General features: G+C 64.3%; 15 protein-coding genes, 2 pseudogenes and 1 riboswitch. Of the genes and pseudogenes, 6 read left to right on the plus strand and 11 right to left on the minus strand.

Annotated features, from left to right (window positions below; translation table 11 throughout):
- The first annotated feature begins 173 nt into the window (after positions 1–173).
- Positions 174–2,696: an FUSC family membrane protein gene (locus HDG33_RS15915; RefSeq protein WP_184029960.1), complete on the plus strand. Its 2,523-nt coding sequence runs from the start codon at positions 174–176 to the stop codon at positions 2,694–2,696.
- 19 nt (positions 2,697–2,715) lie between these two features.
- On the opposite strand, the gene HDG33_RS15920 is transcribed toward HDG33_RS15915, so the two are convergent.
- Together HDG33_RS15920 and HDG33_RS15925 are read right to left on the minus strand one after the other, a co-directional pair.
- Complete coding sequence (locus tag HDG33_RS15920; RefSeq protein WP_184029963.1) at positions 2,716–2,925, minus strand: hypothetical protein; 210 nt, start codon at positions 2,923–2,925, stop codon at positions 2,716–2,718.
- A gap of 286 nt (positions 2,926–3,211) precedes the next feature.
- Positions 3,212–3,697 (minus strand): Lrp/AsnC family transcriptional regulator, encoded by a 486-nt coding sequence (locus HDG33_RS15925; protein WP_090804098.1) that lies wholly within the window; start codon positions 3,695–3,697, stop codon positions 3,212–3,214.
- A gap of 138 nt (positions 3,698–3,835) precedes the next feature.
- Between HDG33_RS15925 and HDG33_RS15930 the strand changes: the two genes are divergently transcribed.
- On the plus strand, positions 3,836–4,504 hold the full coding sequence (locus tag HDG33_RS15930; RefSeq protein ID WP_184029966.1) for a cysteine dioxygenase family protein: 669 nt from the start codon (positions 3,836–3,838) through the stop codon (positions 4,502–4,504).
- Positions 4,505–4,535: 31 nt separating this feature from the next.
- Here the strand turns inward: HDG33_RS15930 and HDG33_RS15935 are convergent, their stop codons facing one another.
- From HDG33_RS15935 to HDG33_RS15950, 4 genes are all read right to left on the minus strand, one after another.
- Positions 4,536–7,340, minus strand: a complete 2,805-nt coding sequence (locus tag HDG33_RS15935; RefSeq protein ID WP_184029969.1) for a mechanosensitive ion channel family protein — start codon at positions 7,338–7,340, stop codon at positions 4,536–4,538.
- Positions 7,341–7,458: 118 nt separating this feature from the next.
- Complete coding sequence (locus HDG33_RS15940) at positions 7,459–8,106, minus strand: NAD(P)-dependent oxidoreductase (RefSeq protein ID WP_184029972.1); 648 nt, start codon at positions 8,104–8,106, stop codon at positions 7,459–7,461.
- Positions 8,107–8,286: 180 nt separating this feature from the next.
- Entirely contained in the window at positions 8,287–8,736 is a 450-nt protein-coding gene (locus HDG33_RS15945) for an Rrf2 family transcriptional regulator (RefSeq protein WP_184029975.1), read from the minus strand.
- Between the two features lie 90 nt (positions 8,737–8,826).
- Positions 8,827–9,291 carry a hypothetical protein gene (locus HDG33_RS15950; protein WP_184030070.1) on the minus strand — a complete coding sequence of 155 codons (465 nt, stop codon included), beginning with the start codon at positions 9,289–9,291 and terminating at the stop codon, positions 8,827–8,829.
- A gap of 321 nt (positions 9,292–9,612) precedes the next feature.
- On the opposite strand from HDG33_RS15950, the gene HDG33_RS15955 reads away from it, so the two are divergent.
- Positions 9,613–10,470: an oxidoreductase gene (locus HDG33_RS15955; RefSeq protein ID WP_184029978.1), complete on the plus strand. Its 858-nt coding sequence runs from the start codon at positions 9,613–9,615 to the stop codon at positions 10,468–10,470.
- 282 nt (positions 10,471–10,752) lie between these two features.
- Positions 10,753–11,076: a hypothetical protein gene (locus HDG33_RS15960; protein ID WP_184029981.1), complete on the plus strand. Its 324-nt coding sequence runs from the start codon at positions 10,753–10,755 to the stop codon at positions 11,074–11,076.
- Positions 11,077–11,118: 42 nt separating this feature from the next.
- On the opposite strand, the gene HDG33_RS15965 is transcribed toward HDG33_RS15960, so the two are convergent.
- Complete coding sequence (locus HDG33_RS15965) at positions 11,119–12,888, minus strand: ATP-binding protein (protein WP_184029984.1); 1,770 nt, start codon at positions 12,886–12,888, stop codon at positions 11,119–11,121.
- Between the two features lie 432 nt (positions 12,889–13,320).
- Between HDG33_RS15965 and HDG33_RS15970 the strand changes: the two genes are divergently transcribed.
- Together HDG33_RS15970 and crcB are read left to right on the plus strand one after the other, a co-directional pair.
- On the plus strand, positions 13,321–14,508 hold the full coding sequence (locus HDG33_RS15970; RefSeq protein ID WP_184029998.1) for an ammonium transporter: 1,188 nt from the start codon (positions 13,321–13,323) through the stop codon (positions 14,506–14,508).
- A gap of 77 nt (positions 14,509–14,585) precedes the next feature.
- A riboswitch (Fluoride riboswitch) is annotated at positions 14,586–14,647 on the plus strand.
- A gap of 72 nt (positions 14,648–14,719) precedes the next feature.
- Positions 14,720–15,100 (plus strand): fluoride efflux transporter CrcB, encoded by a 381-nt coding sequence (gene crcB, locus HDG33_RS15975; RefSeq protein WP_184030006.1) that lies wholly within the window; start codon positions 14,720–14,722, stop codon positions 15,098–15,100.
- Between the two features lie 70 nt (positions 15,101–15,170).
- Here the strand turns inward: crcB and HDG33_RS15980 are convergent.
- The 4 genes and pseudogenes from HDG33_RS15980 to HDG33_RS36960 all read right to left on the minus strand — a co-directional run.
- Positions 15,171–15,344, minus strand: a pseudogene (locus HDG33_RS15980) (ubiquinone-dependent pyruvate dehydrogenase); the annotation flags it as partial.
- Between the two features lie 23 nt (positions 15,345–15,367).
- Positions 15,368–16,624, minus strand: a complete 1,257-nt coding sequence (locus HDG33_RS15985; RefSeq protein ID WP_184030009.1) for an acyltransferase — start codon at positions 16,622–16,624, stop codon at positions 15,368–15,370.
- Positions 16,625–16,923: 299 nt separating this feature from the next.
- Positions 16,924–17,101 (minus strand): annotated as a pseudogene (locus tag HDG33_RS15990) (IS6 family transposase); the annotation flags it as partial.
- A gap of 31 nt (positions 17,102–17,132) precedes the next feature.
- A partial coding sequence (locus HDG33_RS36960) for a hypothetical protein (RefSeq protein WP_221311424.1) occupies positions 17,133–17,319 on the minus strand: 187 nt, incomplete at its 5' end.

Raw genomic sequence — 17,319 nt, forward strand, 5'->3', positions numbered from 1 at the left:
GATGCGCGCGAGCCACGGCGGACATTGAAGCGACAGCATAACAAACCCATCCCCAGGGCATAACCTGGCCGGATGGACGAGGTCAGAACGCGCGCAAAATCAGTTAGACTCGACGGCAGTTTCGCGCTGTCTTTCCAACTGCGGTTTTCTCGGTGAATGGATTCAGGTAGTCGATGCGCTATTCGGTCGAAATAAGAAAATTCCTTTATAGCCAGTACTTTTATGGCGGCCTGCGCATCGCGGTCGGCGTGTCGTTACCGGCCATCCTGTGCCTGATCGTGTTTCACAATCGTGACCTCGGCTTCACGATCGCGACCGGTGCGCTCGGCGCCTGCGTCGTCGACATGCCGGGCCCGCTCAAGTACAAGCACAACGAGATGCTGGCCTGCTCGGTGATCGGCTTTCTGTCCGCGCTCGCCACCGGCCTCGCCACCGTCAATCCGCTCGCGCTGTGGTGCACGGTCGTGCCGCTCACGTTCGTGCTGTCGCTAATCGTCGTGTACGGCAATCGCTGGCCGCAGATCAGCTTCGCGACGCTGTTCATGATGATCATGACGCTGGAGGAGCACTTCACGCCCTTGCAGGCGCTCGTCAACGCGTCGTGGATCCTGCTCGGCGGTCTCTGGTACACGTACTGGTCGACCTTCGTGAGCCGCTGGATGATGCATCGGATCGAGCAGCAGGCGCTCGCCGAAAGCGTGTTCGCGTGCGCGGACTATCTGCTCGCGCGCGCCGCCTTCTACGATCTCGACAACGATCTCGACGAGTGCTATCGCAACCTCGTCGACAAGCAGATCTCCGCGGTCGATCGCCAGGACGCCGCGCGCGACATCGTGCTGCGCAATCTGCCCAAGTTGAAGCGCGGCAAGCTCGAACCGCGCCGCGCGATGCTCTACAACCTGTTCATCAATAGCGTCGATCTGCACGAGCTGTTTGTCGGCGCGCAAACCGATTACACGCTCGTGCGCAGCACGTTCGGCGGCTCCGATCTGCTGGTGTTCTATCGCGATCTGATCCGCAAGGCGGCCGAAGATCTCGAGGAGATCGGCCTCGCGGTGCTGCAGGACCAGGCGCCGCGCATGCGCGTGAACGTGAAGGCGGAATTGCGCGCGATCGAGTATGAAATCGAACTGATGCGCAAGCAGGAGCTGCCGACGCAGAACCCGGAGGCGTATTCGGCCGTGTCGTCGAATTTCCGCCGCATCTGGAGCGCCACGCGGCTGATCGACAAGATGCGCCGAAGCCTTGCCACCGAGCCGAGCCCGACCGAAACCGAACTGCGCATCGACCAGGCGCTGAGCCGTTTCGTGTCGAGCCGGCGCGTGCCGTTCGGGCAGATCCTGTCGAATCTGACAATGGCCTCGCCGAGCTTTCGACACGCGTTGCGCGTGACGATCGCGGTCGCCGTGGGCTTCTGGCTCGGCCGCCTGCTGCCGCTCACGAACGCGTACTGGATCGTGATGACCACCGTGATCATTCTGAAGCCCGGCTACTCGCTGACCAAGCAGCGCAATGGGCAGCGGATCATCGGCACGCTGATCGGCTGCGCGGCGAGCATCACGCTGATCATCTTCGTGAAGGAGCCGCACATCCTGATGGTCGTGATGTTCGCGTCGATGGTGATGAGTTACAGCCTGCTGCTGTTCAACTACACGGCGAGCGTCGTGTTCACGTCATCGTATGTGCTGCTGCTGTTCCATCTGCTCGCGCCGGGCAGCATGCGCATCATCGGCGAGCGCGCGATCGACACCGTAGTCGGCTGCGCGATCGCGATCGCGGCGAGCCACCTGTTCCCGTACTGGGAGTACCGCTTGATGGGCAAGCTCGTCAACAACATGATCAGCGCGACGCGGCAGTATCTCGAAGCGAGCTGGTGGTGGAGCGGCAAACCGGCCGCGGCGGTGGTCGCGGCCGTGACCGAAGCGGGCGCGCGCGCGCCAGCGGCGGCGATGGCGGATCCGGCGATCGGCTTTGGCGGTCCGGCGCTCGCCGGTGCCGGTGCCGGTGCCGAAGCCGAAGTGGCGGGTGGCGTCGGTGCGCGCGGCGCTGGGCGTGCCGGCGTGGCACAGCCGGTCGCCGACGCCAATGCCGAGGCGAACGCGGGCGAGGCCAGCCATGACACCACCACGATCCGCAACGCGACCGCGCGGCCGGCAAGCGGTGCATCGGTCGCCGCTGCCGCCGCGGCGACCGCGCTCGACCGCGATTACCGTTATCGGCTCGCGCGCAAGAACGTTCACGTTGCGTTCGCGAATCTCGGTCAGGCGTTCCAGCGGATGATGCTCGAACCGAAGTCCGCGCAGAAGTTCGTGCCGGAGTTGAACGGTCTGCTGGTGCGCAGCCATGTGCTCGCGTCGCAGATCACGGCCGCCGCGCCACTGTTGCGCACTTCCGCGCAACAGCAGCACCAGGTCGAGGATATCTCGCTACAGCCGCTGCAGCGCGCTTTGAGCCTCGTGCGCGACAACCTGAGCGCCGCCGAAGCCGGCACCGCGTTGCCCGCCGAGCAGGGCGAGCAGATCAAACTGATGAGTCGCGAGCTCGATGCGATGGTCGTCGAAACGGAGAAATCGCCGGACTATACGGCCGATGCCGTGCATGACACGAAGCTGCTCGCGCATCAATGCAAGCAGATGCTCGCGGCATCCGCGCAGATTCGCAAAGACGCGAGCATGATCCGGCTGCCGGAGGAGTGAAGCAGGAAGCGCGCGGGCGTTATTGCGCGGCGCCGCTCGCCGGTTTCATCGCGGTGGCCGCCGCGGCAGCCTGCGAAGCCACCGGTGGCACCTGCGTGGACTGGCTGTCGAACTCGTGCTTTTCGCGGATCGCGTTATAGAACAGCGTGGCAATCACCAGCAGGATCGCCACCACGATAAAGACGGAGATGCCAAAGGTCGGATTCTTCTTGCGCGGCGGTCTGGTCATGAAGCGGGCTCGATTCGCGACGCAGTCGCGGATGGGTCGGAGAAGGCGGCATTCTACGCCCCGTGGGCTTGCACGCGGCTTGCAGCCGGGAGAGCAGTACGGATGCGCTGTGGCGCGTTTGCTGTCGAGGCAGCAAGCGGCGCTCCTGACGGCACCCGGTCTGCCTCGTGTCGCTGCTGGTGATTTTGGTCTGTGCTCTCCCGTCGCCTTAAATGCATCGACCACGTCGCCATCGTAGCGAACCCGTGTTCCGTTCGTTCGTCACCGCCCCATCGCTTGTCGCGCGTCAGCCGTTATTTGTGACAGTCACAGCCGGCCGCACCGGCAACGCCGTCGAATACTTGATCTGCTCCATCGCAAAGCTCGAACTCACGTCGTACAGCGGCACGGCCGTGATCAACTGCTTGTAGATCCGGTCGTAGTCGTCGATATCGGAGACCACCACGCGCAGCAGATAGTCGGTCTCGCCGCTCATCCGGTAGACCTCGACCACTTCCGGAATATCGCGCACCGCCTGCGTAAATGCGGCGGCCCATGTCTCCGTGTGCTGATTCGTCCGCACCGCCACGAACACCGTGGTTCCGACCCCGAGCTTGCGCGCGTCGCACAGCGCCACCTGCGCGCGAATCACGCCTGCCTCCTTCAGGCGCTGCAGCCGCTTCCAGCAAGGCGTCTGTGACAGGTTCACGCGCTGCGCGAGTTCGGCGATCGGCATCGTCGCGTCTGCCTGCAGCAATTCGAGCAGCTTCCGATCGATGATATCCATACTCATACCACCACCCCTCATAGGAAATTATTCTACTTTTCTGACGGTCGAGGGAATTATATGGAAACTCTTTCTCCGGGAAAACCGGTATAAATATCGATACCGAAAATTGCCGAACAGCAGCGCCCGCGCTGCAATAAAACCATGAGCGACGACCTTCGCGCCACCGCTTTCGAGCACCTTCCCGACTACCTGAAGTCGCTGCCGGACCCGGCCCGACTTGAAGCGGCCGCGTTACCGACACAAACGCTGGGCGAGATCGGGCGCACACCGCTCGAGCGCCTGTGCGACACGCTCGACGCGATGTTCGAAGCCTGCGCGAAATTTCCGGAGCCGTCGCATTCGACGTTCTTCGCGCGCACCATGCGGCTCGCGCTCGCCGAGGCGGCCGCGGACCCGGCGCTGCTCGCACCGATGCAACGCGAAGGTTCCGCCGAGACCTATCGGCGCCATCTGCTCATCGCCGATCCGCAAGGCCGCTATGCGATTGCCGCGCTGGTCTGGCAGCCCGGCCAGGCGAGCCCCGTGCACGCCCATCACACCTGGTGCGGTTACGCGGTGGTCGAGGGCAAGCTGAGCGAAACGGTCTTCGAATGGGACGACGCGCATCAATGCGCGAGCGCGCTGCGCGCTCAGACGCGCAAACGCGGCGCAGTGTCGTTCGTGCGCGGCGGCCGTGCTGCGATTCATCGGCTTGGCAACAGCAGTGATGCGCCGGCGGTGTCGCTGCATATCTATGGCGTCGAAGGCGCGCGGATCGGCACGCACGTGAACGACATCGTGCGCATGGCCGACGCGGCGGAGATGGTTTGACGGTTGCACGGCCCCCAAACACACCCCCGCCTCAATTCTTCCCACCCACATCACCCGCCGTCGGAATCTGCGGCGGAATCGGCGCGGTCTGTCCGGTCGTCGGCGGCGCCGGACGCGGTTCGTGCGACACGTCACGGGCGGGAGCAAGCGGCACCTGTGTCGACGCGCGCGCCGACGGGCCAACGACGCCCACCTCATACTCAGCTTCGCGCGGATACTCGTGCGCCGCTTCGCGGTCTCTTTCGCGAGTGGGTTCATGCGCCCTTTGATGGGTTTTGCCGCGCTCGCCGTCCCGCGCCGGCTGCTGCGCCTCGCCATGCGCATGCCGGCTGTCATCGGCACCGGCATTCACAGGCGCGACGAACCCGGTCATCTCATCGTCGCGCAGCGGCTCGCCCTCGCTATCTTTCGACGACGTGTACACCCGCATCTGCGCGACCGGAATCTCGATGCCGGCCTCGTCCATCTTGCGCTTGAGCCGCAAATTGAACGCGCGCGCGACGCTCCATTGCTGCAGCGGCCGCGTCTTGATCTGCCCTTTGACGACCATCCAGTTCGGATCGAAGCGGTCGAGGCCCCACACCTCGATCGGCCCGAGCATCTCGCGCCGGTAGCGGAAGTCGGCCATCAGCTCCGCGCCGACTTCGCGAATCAGCTGCGTGATCTCGTCGACATCGGTCGAGAACGACATGCGCACCTCGAACACCGCGTACGCGAAATCGCGCGACAGGTTCTTCACGATCTTGATCTGCGAGAACGGAATCGCGTGGATCGCGCCCTGCCCGTCGCGCAGCCGCACGGTGCGGATCGACAGATGCTCGACCGTGCCCGCATGCCCGCCATCGACGTCGATCCAGTCGCCGACCGAGATCGTGTCCTCGATGATGATGAAGAGGCCGGTGATCAGGTCGGTCACCAGCGACTGCGCGCCGAAACCGATCGCCAGACCGATCACGCCCGCGCCCGCGAGCAGCGGCGTCACGTTGATGCCGAGGTTCGCGGCGGTGACGATCCCACCGATCGTCATGATCGTGACGAGCAACACGTTGCGCACCAGCGGCAACATCGTGCGGGCGCGCATGCTCGGGCTGCGCGCCTTGTTGCGCGGGCTGCCCGGATTGAGCGTCTCGGTGATCGCGGTGTCGACCAGAATCCACAGCAGCCACGCGATGAACACGGTGGCGACGATCGCCGTCATCGCATGCGCGACGCCGCGCGCCGCCACGCTCCTCTCGATCACCGCGGCCAGCGACACGCCCCACAGACGCGCCGCGGATTCGAAGAAAAACAGCCAGATGAACAATGTCAGCAACGTGCCGCAAAAGCGCAGCAGCCGCGTCAGATACGGCGAGCGGCGCCGCGCGCGGGCGCTGCGCGGCCGCGTCATGCGCAGCACGATCGCCGACAGGAAGAACGCCAGCACCAGCAGCAGCGCGGTGACGATCGAGATCTGCAGCACGTTTTCGCTGGAGCCGGAGCCGCCGAGCGTCGCGACCACCGACGCGGCCGCGAGCACCAGCACCGGCACGTGCCACAGCGCGGCGAGCACCTCGAACGCATCGGTCGCGGCCTTGTGGTCGTTGCGCTGTTCGTACGGCCGGTTGCGGATCAGATGCGCGACCGGCCGGCGAAACGCGAGCGCGAAATAGCCGGTCAGCACGGCGGCCGTCATGTTGGCCGCGGTCGAAATCAGCGCGGCGAGGTTGGTGCCGAGCTGATGCTCGACGTCGTAATTGACGGCTGCGTCGCCGAGCGCGCCGCACACGCCGATCACGAACAGCACGCGGCGCGCGTGATCGATCAGCAGGCGCACCGCGACGCGGCGGTGGCCCGAGCCGAACAGCGAAAACATGATCAGACAGATCGCGGAAAACACCGCGCCCGCGACGATCGCATACGCGACCACCATGCCGAGCGTGCGGCCGAGCGAATCGGGCATCGCGCGCATGAACAGCAGCGCCGCGATGAACGCGATGATCCACGGACCGACGCGGCGCAACGCGAAGATCAGCAGCTCGCGCGTGGTGGGATTGGGCCGCAGCACCAGCTCGACACCGAAGCGCCGGTGCAGCCGTTGCTGCAGATAGATCAGCGCGCCGGCACAGGCGCCCCAGCCGGCCAGCATCCCCAGCATCGCCAACAGGATCGTGCCGACACCCTCGTGTCCCTGGCCCGAGACGATCGTGTACAGCTCGTTGCCGGCCGCGGTCACGCGCCCGCTCCAGTAGCGCACCGGCGTGCGGCCCTGATGCACGTCGGATTCGAACGACGCGATGCCCGAGGCGATCGCGCCGAGCAGGCCCGGGCTAGGTTGCGCGGACGCGGGCGCAGGTGGCCCGACGGTTTGCGCGGCGCTTTGCGACACGTCGCGCAGCTTTTTCAGCTGGGCAACGAGCGCGTTGCGCTGGCGGTCGTTGTCGAGCGTGGCGATCACGCTGTCGAGCGAGCGCGCCAGCTCCGCCTGGCTCGCGGGCGACGGCGCCGACGCCGCCTCGGGCGCCGACGCCCCCGATGCCGCGGACGCCGGCGTCGCGTTCACCGTCGCGCTGTTGATCAGGCTCTGCAATGCCGGGATCACCGGCGTGCCGCCGCCGACCGCGGGGCCCGCGGCTTGCGCCATGCGCGGCAGCGCGCCGAGGCACAGAATCAGCGCGGCGCACAGCAGCGCGGCAAACCAACCGACGGCATCTGTGCTCGCGCGCGGGCGGGCGTCGCCGCTGGCAGTATCGCGAGCGGTGTGAGCGGAGGAGAGATGGGGGGCGCTGAGAATCGCCGGCTGCTGCCCGCCGCCAGACGGCGCAGCCTCGGACTCACGCCGCGACGGGCATGACTGCATGGCAATCCGTGAGAAAACGGCAGACGCCAGTGTAGCCGCAGTTTCGCCCGGCGCGGCCGAACATGCGTAACCGAATGTTAGTACGCTTGCGCGGCCGGCGAATTCGAACCGCCGCTCGTCAGTATGCGACCGTCGCGATCTGGCGGATGAAGCGGCCCTGCTCCAGTTCGTCGACGAACGCGATCGCGTAGTCTTCGGCCGAAATGCGGCTGTTGCCGTCCGCGTCCGCAATCAGCGTGTTCGCGCCCGTGCGGAACTTGCCGGTGCGCTCGCCCGGCGCGATCAGCGCGGCTGGCGCGAAGAACGTCCAGTCGAGATCGGTCACGCCGCGGTAGTACTCGAAGGCGTCGCGGTGCGCGAGTGCAATACCCTTGTACGCGTCCGGAAAGCCGTCGGTATCGACCAGTTGTTTGCCCGGTGCGACTTCGAGCGAGCCCGCGCCGCCTACCACGACGACGCGCTTCAGTCCCGCCGCGCGCACCCCCTCGACCAGCGCGCGTGTCGCTTGCGTCAGCGTGGCGAGATCGCCCTGCGGCGGCGCATACGCGCTTGCGACCACGTCCTGAGCGCGCACCGCCGCGCCGACGCTCGCGGCATCGAGCAGATCGGCCTGCGCCGCATGCAGATTCGCGACGCCAGCCGGCACGCGCGCCGGATCGCGCACCAGCGCCGTCACCTGATGCCCGCGACGCGCGGCTTCCGCGGCAATCCGCGAACCGATCATGCCAGTCGCGCCAAACAGGGCGATCTTCAGTTGCTTGCTCATATCAGCGTACTCCTCAGGTTGTCTTATATGTAACTTTTATAGTTACATATAACGAGGAAAAAAGCGGGGCGCTCACCCCGTTCCTTTGTTTGGCACGCGTGCCGGAATAGTTCGACCCGCGCCGTACGACACTGCGCTTCTATCGTTCACCGCCGCCGCGTCTTGCGCGCGAAGGCACGCTCAAGCACGGCGCTTGCGCTCGCGCTGCTTCTCCGAGCGGACCACATCGGCGGTCGCGTCGGCGAGCGTGCGCGCGGCCAGCGTCGCTTCCATTGCCTGCTGCGCTTCGTCGATGATCCCGCTCAACACGCTCTGGATATTGCGCCCCACCATGCACGCTGGATTTGGCTCCTCGCGATGCAACGCGAACAACTGCGCGTCTTCCACCGCGCGATAGACCTCGAGCAACGTGATCCGTTCCGGCCGCCGCGCAAGCAACGCGCCGCCACCGGCGCCCATCTGCGAGGTGGTGAGGCCGGCGTCGGAGAGCATGCTCAGAAGCCGGCGAATGAGCGCGGGATTGGTGTTCACGCTGCCCGCGATCATCTCCGACGACAACGGCACGCCGCCCTGTAGCGACAACAGCGCGAGCACATGCACGGCAAAGGCAAACCGGCTACTCGTGTTCACGGCAGATCCGTCCCGAAACGACAATGTGTAATCATCGTAATTACATATAGCGCTAATGTCAAACGGCGAAACCGGATCGAACGGCGCGAGTCATTTATCCATCTGCTTCTGCGCGTCGGCGGAATCGGTCGATGCAGTCGACGAAGCCGACGCGCCCGCATTCTGCGCCGACCATGCCTGCAGCTTGCGCCCCGCCGTTTCGAGGCCCTGGCCCGTGATCGACGCGGCCTTGCCGAGCTGCGCGTTGGCCGCGCTCGCCGCGTTCTGCAGGTTGGCCTGCGCGCTCGACGCGAGAGCGGCCGGGTCGATCTTGAGCGACGGCGCGGAGGCCGAGTCGAGGTTCTGTTGCGCGGCGTCCTTGGTCGCGTCGACCTGTTGGCCGACGTAGCTCGCGGCCTGATCGAGCTTCTGACCGGCAAGCTGCGCGGCGTCGTTCAGCTTGCCCGCGACCTGGCCGGCCGACGCGTCGTTCTTCTGGCACGCGGCCAGCGCGCCGAACACGAGGGCCACGACCGCCGCGCGGCGCAATAACGATGAGGAAACAGATGAAATCATGATCTGGAAGGAGCCGCGTCGGGCGGCTCGCACATGCGAAGACGTGCCCATGATACCGCCGTTGCGCGGCGCGCCCGCTTCGGATCGCCCCGGCGAGTTGGTCGCGGTTCTGTCGAAGCTGATGGAGCTGACGTCCGCGCGATTCAAAAGGCGACCCTTCCCTCAACGATCGTCTTCGGCGCGCGCCTCTTGCCGCGGCAGTATTGCGAAGCCCCAATTAGCAAATAAAAGTTGATTATGTCGCCAATCATGTACGGCTAGTTTGTGTCAATCGCCGAGCTTACGATGGCATCACTTCATCACACACGTAGGAGAGACATCATGGCTAACGTTCAACAGGGTGGTTTCAAGCGGGTATGGTTCATCACCGGCGCATCGCGAGGCATCGGCGCATTGATAGCTGAAGCTGCGCTCGCGGACGGCAACGCGGTGGTGGCCGCCGGACGCAAGGTCGCGGCGATCAGCGAGCGTCTTGGCGAGTCGGCTGCGTTGCTGCCGGTGGAGCTGGACGTGACCAACGAGGCCCAGGCAAAGGCGGCGGTGCAGGCCGCGATTGAAAAATTCGGCCGCATCGACGTGTTGGTCAACAACGCCGGGTTCGGTCTCCTTGGCGCGGTGGAAGAATCCGCCGACAACGAGGTGCGTCGCATGTACGACACGAACGTCTTCGGCTTGCTCAACGTCACGCGCGCTGTATTGCCGACCATGCGCGCGAACCGCTCAGGCCACGTGATCAATGTTTCGTCGATTGGCGGCTATCGTGCCGCGGCGGGCTTTGGCGTGTATTCGTCGACGAAGTTCGCCGTCGAAGGCATCACGGAAGCGTTGCATGCCGAGTTGAGACCGCTGGGCATTCACGCGACAGTCGTCGAGCCGGGGTATTTTCGTACCGACTTTCTCGATGCGTCCTCGCTGGTCGTGGCGCCCGAGGTGATCGACGATTACGACGAAACCTCGGGTGCGGTTCGCCGCAAGGCCATGCAATTGAATCACAACCAGCCTGGCGACCCGACCAGGCTGGCGGCCGCGATGATCGCGCTGGTCGACGCGGCGTCCCCGCCGTTGCGCCTGCCGCTTGGGACGGACACGCTGGCCGCCATCGCTGCGAAAAACGCTTATGTGACGCAGGAAACGGAAACGTGGAAACAGCTGTCGTCTTCGACCGACTTCGCTGCCTGAGTGAGGAAAGCGGCGGTTCGGCATGGGTTGAGCCGCTGTTCTGGCATTGCGCCCGAACCCTGCGCGGATTGATGCAATCTGGCGAGCACATCGATGTACTCGCAGCTGGGCGGCACGCGGATCGCGCACCGAGCCCCGAGACCACGTGCAGCAACGAGCGTCGACTTGCAGCGGCGCTCACCTCAACATCGCTCAACATCGCCCCACAATTCAGAATCTTCCGACAGTTGCAGGCGAAACACCTCCCTATAGTCGCGGCTGCTTTTGGGGAGTGCTGTTTCGATGAAACTGATCGACTGGATCGTCACCCTCGTCATCATGCTGATGGCGATCGTTTTTTTCTGCGCGCGCCGGCTGCCCACCTGGTCGCACGACACCCGCGCTCGGCATATGAAAGGGACCCGTTTGCTGCTGCAGGCTGCGTGTGCACTGTGGGCCGCGCTGCTGGGTGTCACGCACGGCCTGTTTGCCGTCGAGGGTCTTGCCGGCATTCGGCCAACACCGGCCGAAACGTTCGCCGGCATCGCCGTGCTGCTGGCATGCGGTTGCTACTGGTCGGTGCGCGGCAGAAGACTGCTGAAGCCGCGGCGGATTTTCGCCGGTTGATGCGCGGGCGAGCGCCATCCGCGCCGCACGATCGAGCGTCCCCTACCGCGTGCTGATTCCTCGCACCGCGTCGATCGAACGCACGGACAACCCGCTGCCTGCGCCCAAGCCTGGTCCCGCAGCGCCCGGCACACTCTGACGCGCACCGCGCGCCGCCGGAGCCGGACCCGCCGCGGCGAGCGCAGCCGCGCCAGCCGCGGCCGGTTTCGCGCCCGGTTTCGCGCCCGTGGCACCCGCCTCTGGCAGCGACAGATAGAACGTCGTGCCTACCCCCTCCTTCGATTCCGCCCACACGCGGCCGCCATGTCGCTCGACCATCCGCCGCACGAGCGCGAGGCCGATGCCCTCGCCGGCCGCGGCATTGCCGTGCAGCCGCTGGAACGCGGTGAACAGGCGCGGCAGCGCGATCGCCGGGATACCGAGGCCGTTGTCGCGCACGTAGAAGATCCGCAGCGAATGCACGCCCGGCGGCGCAGGCGTCGTGCCAATTTCGACGCGGCCCTCGCGCGCCGGGTCCAGATAGTTGACCGCGTTGCCAATCAGGTTTGCGAAGATCTGTTCGAGCGCGGTCGGATCGCCCCATACCACGGGCAGTTCGCCGACCGTCACGCGGGCGCGCCGCGCACGGATCGAGCCCTGCATCGCATCGACGACACGTTGCACGATGTCGCGCACATCGACATTCTGGCGCCGGTACTCGACCCTCCCGACCCGCGACAGCCGCAGCAGCGCGTCGATGATGTGCGACGCGCGCAGCACCGCGGTCTGCAGATAGTGCAGCGCCTCGCCGATGTCCTCGTCGACGAGGCGCTCGATCCGCTCGCGCGTGCTGATCGCGAGCGACGAACCGCGCACCGCGTCGCGCAACTCGTCGCTTGCGCGAATCAGCTCCCTGGAAAATCCCTGCAGGTTCACGAGCGGCGCGCGCAGGTCGTGCGACACGCTGTAGATGAACATTTCGTTTTCCTGGGTCTGCTGGCGCAGCGTCTCGTTGCTGCGCGCGAGCTCGGCGGCGCGCCGCTCGAGGTCCGCGTGAAAGCGAGCTTCGATGCGCTCGGCTTCGAGCAGTCGGCGGCTCGTCTCGTGCAAGGTCAGATCGAGCCGCGCGATTTCATCGCTACCCGCGCCGAGCGGCGCGAGCGGCTCGTTGCCGGCGAGCCGGCCCGCGTTGTCGGACAGCAGCGCGAGCCGGCCGCGCACACCGCGCGTGAACATCCAGACGGCGAGCGCGACGAACACCAGCGAGCCCAACGCGGCCGCGACGATCAGCGTCTGTTCCCGTTCGCGCACGGCGGCGACGGCATTCGAGCGCGAGCTATCGAGACGGCGCTCCTCGGCCTGGAACGCGGTCACCTCCAAACGGAAATGATCGAGCACGTCGGCCTGGGCGAGATCGTGGAAGCGCGCGAGAATCTCGCCGCGCCGCCCGGCGTGCAGCATGTCCTGGATCCGGTCGGACCACTGGCGGTACGCCTGCACCGCCTGGCGCACCTCGGCCACGCGCTCGACCTGCGCCGGATCGTCCGCGACGAGTTCGGCGAGTTCGTCGATGCGCCGGTCGACGTCTATCCATACCGTGATCGGGGTGGTGAAATGCGCGTCGTTGGCGAGCACCGCGCCCCGCAGCGCGACCGATTCGGCCAGCACCGGATCGAGAATCTCCGTGGTCTGCCGCAACACCTCCTCGCTATGCATCGCCCAGCGCTCCGCCATCGTCGCATCGGTCTGGGCCTTCACGACACCGGTGAGCAGCGCGAGTTCGAAAACGGCCGGGATCGCAATCAGAAGCAGGCCTTTAGTGGTCAGTCTCATGCGTGCCCATGGGAGGGGTTGGCCGACGGATCGTGCACGGAGTCGGCACATTATGTCGGCGTTTGCGCGGGAAAAGAAAGAGGGACACGAACCCGTCGACGGCAGCTTCTGCCGTTCGCGCACAGTGGGCCAGAAATGGGCATCGACGCGCCCGGCCAGCATCTCGCTGCGTCAGGATTCCGAATGAAGATGTAATTTACATCGAATATTTCGCCCTCGTCTGGGTCAATCTGCGCAAGGGCGTCGATTTATGCACTTTTCTTGTGCCATTCATCTCTGTTAAGGTGCATGACGCGCTCGGGCGGCGCATGACTCAAAACCCACCGGATGCCCATCCCGGTGCTCGATTGCACCGTGTCGACGCGACCAGCACAGCTTTGGCCCGCTTCTTGCTGACATAGCGCACTTTTTTGGCATAAGCGGGACATATCGATGGAAAGTCTGAAATACGGCGCCGATACCGAGTTTCTTTTGATCGGCGCCGCCATGGTGCTGGCGATGCACGCGGGGTTCGCCTTCCTGGAGCTTGGCACCGTGCGCAAGAAGAATCAGGTGAATGCGCTGGTCAAAATTCTGGTGGACTTCGCGGTCTCGACGATCGCGTACTTCTTCATCGGCTACACGATCGCATACGGCGTGCAGTTTTTCGACAGCGCGGCGACGCTCGCCCAGCACAACGGCTATGCGCTCGTGCGCTTTTTCTTCCTGCTGACGTTCGCCGCCGCGATCCCCGCGATCGTGTCGGGTGGCATCGCCGAGCGCTCCAAGTTCAATCCGCAGCTGTTCGCGACGTTCGTGCTGGTCGGTTTCATCTATCCGTTCTTCGAAGGCATCGCGTGGAATGACCGCTTCGGCATCCAGGACTGGCTCACGCAGGCTTTCGGCGCGCCGTTCCATGACTTCGCGGGCTCGGTGGTGGTGCACGCGTTCGGCGGCTGGGTCGCGCTGCCGGCCGTGCTGCTGCTCGGCGCGCGCCACGGTCGCTATCACCGCGACGGCGGTATCGCCGCGCATCCGCCGTCGAACATTCCGTTTCTCGCGCTCGGCGCATGGGTGCTGACGGTCGGCTGGTTCGGCTTCAACGTGATGAGCTCGCAGACGCTCGACAAGATCAGCGGCCTCGTCGCGGTCAATTCGCTGATGGCGATGGTCGGCGGCACGCTGAGCGCGTGGTTCGCGGGCCGCAACGACCCGGGCTTCACGTACAACGGCCCGCTCGCCGGGCTCGTCGCGGTGTGCGCGGGCTCGGACATCATGCATCCGCTCGGCGCGCTGGTCACGGGTGGTATCGCCGGCGTGCTGTTCGTCTACATGTTCACCTGCGTGCAGAACCGCTGGCGCATCGACGACGTGCTCGGCGTGTGGCCGCTGCACGGGCTGTGCGGCGCATGGGGCGGCGTCGCGGCCGGGATCTTCGGCATCCATTCGCTCGGCGGGCTGGGCGGCGTGTCGTTCGCCTCGCAGGTCATCGGCACGCTCGGCGGAATCGTCGTGTCGGGGCTCGGCGGCACGGTCGTGTATGGCGTGATCCGCATGACGGTCGGTCTGCGCCTCGACCAGGAAGAGGAATACAACGGCGCCGATCTGTCGATTCACAAGATTTCGGCAACGCCGGAGTGAACGAAGGCGGCGCTCGCGGGAAACGGGAGAAGCGCGACTCACGCGCCTGTCCCCAAATGCGCGCGCCGATGTTAGACTTCGCAGCTGGAGATGGCATTCTCCATTAACCGCCCTTGGGGCTGATGATGCCTGCTACGCCCGGTTATGCGGACGCGGCATCAACTCGCCCGCATCAACCGGTCTGTCGACATTCCGGTTTCGATCCTCTTCCATGTATTGGTCTTTTCTCGCTGTCGCGATTGGCGGCGCACTCGGCTCGCTGTTTCGCTGGTTCCTCGGCATTCGACTTAACCCGGTCTTTAGCGACCTGCCGCTCGGCACGCTCGCCGCCAACGTGATCGCCGGCTACCTCATCGGCGTGGCGGTCGCGGGCTTCGCGCGTGTGCCCCAGCTCACGCCGGAATGGCGGCTGTTCGTCATCACCGGTCTGATGGGCGGGCTGTCGACGTTCTCGACGTTCTCCGCGGAGGTCGTGCAGCGTCTGCAGGACGGCCGGTTCGGCTGGGCGGCGGGCGAAGTGGCGATTCACCTGAGCACTTCGCTGATCATGACGATTCTCGGCATCGCGACGGTTTCGTTGCTGGCGCGCTGAGGCGAACACGTTGACGAGGATCACGGACGCGGGCCCTTGCCGTCGGCAATCGGGCTCGCGCCCGTTTGCATCTGAGCTCGGTGCGAGCCAGTTCGACGATCTCGTCGCCGCGTCCGTTCAATATCGCACGCAGCATATAAAGGCTGAATCCCTTCGCATGGGCAAATTCCACCTTCGGAGGCATGGCAAGCTCATGCTTCGATGTGATCACATCGACGAGTGCGGGACCGGGATGCGCAAACGCCTGCACCTGGCCGGCAGCGCGTCTCACTGTGTCTTCGGCACCGACGTCGCAGGCAGCGGCGCGGGCCGCGCCGCGTCCCAGCGGCTCTTCAGCACGCGGCGCAGCCTGGTCCTGAGCGGCAACACGACCCGCTCCTGAAACAGCACCGACGCCACCAGCACCAGGATCAGATAGACCGGATAGGCGGAAAAATGCACGGGCACCTGGCTTGCCGCCGCCCGGCAAACATGCGGTCGATGCACGCATGACAACAGCGAATACGGAATGCCAAGCAGCTTCTGCACTTTGAGAAAGCCGATAAATAGCGGGTATTGCAGCGCGAAGATCGACAACGAAGCGTTGCCGAGCCGTCTCGTCCAGGCGGCCACGCGCGGCGACGCGTTTTGCAGTGCGCTCGCGCAAACAAAAATCACCGCGACTTGCGCGGGCAAGAGTGCGCCGTTGTGCAGAAGTACTTCCCACGAACGCATTCCCGCCGTAAACAGAAAAGTAGCGCCGATGAAAAGTGCCCCTGTAGCAGCGAATATGATCCACCGGCAACTCGCGATCATGCCGGTAATGCTTTCGGCGTTCGCCTCGAATATCCCGTAAGCGAGAATACCCGCCAGAAACTCCGGAAGCCGCACCAGCGGATTGGTATGCAACACACCGATCGGCCACACCTGATACCAGCCGCCTGCAACGACGATCACGGCCGGCAACAGGCTGGCGCCCCACATCGCCATCAGCATCGTGGACTTCAAGCGCATCGACAGCAGGCGTGGCGCGAGCGCCGGAAACAATAAATAGAAAAAAAACAGCGTCGACAACGACCACGCCGGAATGTTGAATGACAGATAAAAGGGATTCCAGGCCTGCAATAACAGGATCTGTAAAACCGCATTGACCGCCACTTCCGCACCGCTCATGGTGTGCACAATCGGCGTTGCTGAATCGAGGTTGCTCAGTTCGGTGTCGAAGGGATGGGAATTCACAGCCATTAATGCAACGCTCAGCGCTAACGTAACGATATGAATGGGATAAATATTGCTAAAACGGTTGATAAAAAACTTCGATGCCGAAACCTTCATCGCTTCGCCAGTTTTCTTTTCCACCGAAACGTGCGATAGAATGAATCCTGACAGAATAAAGAAGATACTCGTCGCGCAGCCGCCGAATTTGAAGAAGTCGGCCATTGGCATCGCCCTCGCCTCGGGGTAAATGACGAGCGTGTGGAAGACGACCAGATAGCAGGCCAGCAGGAACCGCAGGATGTCCAGCCCCGGGAGCATCGCCTTCATTTTGTTTTCCTTTTTCTTACGTGGAAATATCTCTTCATTGCGTTTCCTTTCATTTTTATATTCTTTAATTTTTAAATTGAAAGCATTTACGCGGCTCGATATGCGGAGCATGATTCATGGAGGCGCGGCAACCGGTATGTGCGCTTCCGCACCAATTGCAGCTGCAAAAAAACCACTGTGTGCGAAGATCGCCCGAAACCAGCGCGCGTCTCTCCGCCCGCCATCCCGTTAATGAGAAAACAGTGACAAAATAAATGCGCAGAGCTGCGATGTAAAAAAACGCAACCAATGGGCGTGTCTCAGAACACGGTGGACGGAGCTTGGGCAATGCCGGTGAAGAGACGCCACGCTTCAAATCGCGCGGCGAGCTGTTTGCGATAGAGCGAGGCGCTCAGCAGATGACTGCGTGCGTTCGGGCAAGCGAAACCCTCGCATCCGGCGCTCGCGTTCACGCGTGGGTTGATGGCTTCTATGAGCAGAAAGTTGTCAAGGCCATTTGCGAACTGGCTTACAAAGGATAGGTCAAGTCTCTTTCTCTTCGCTGCAAAGTGGTGACATGCTGGCGTATGGCGGCAAGCGCGAGTGATGGCGCTCGCCGCCATACAAGCCGCATTTTCGCGGCATAGTCCGGCGGATTCCCACCGCCCTCAACTTCAACCATGGCTACAGTCCGGTCAACGTCGTTAGCCTGAAGC

The organism is Paraburkholderia sp. Cpub6, assembly GCF_014201065.1.
In the GTDB taxonomy this organism is placed as follows: domain Bacteria; phylum Pseudomonadota; class Gammaproteobacteria; order Burkholderiales; family Burkholderiaceae; genus Paraburkholderia; species Paraburkholderia tuberum.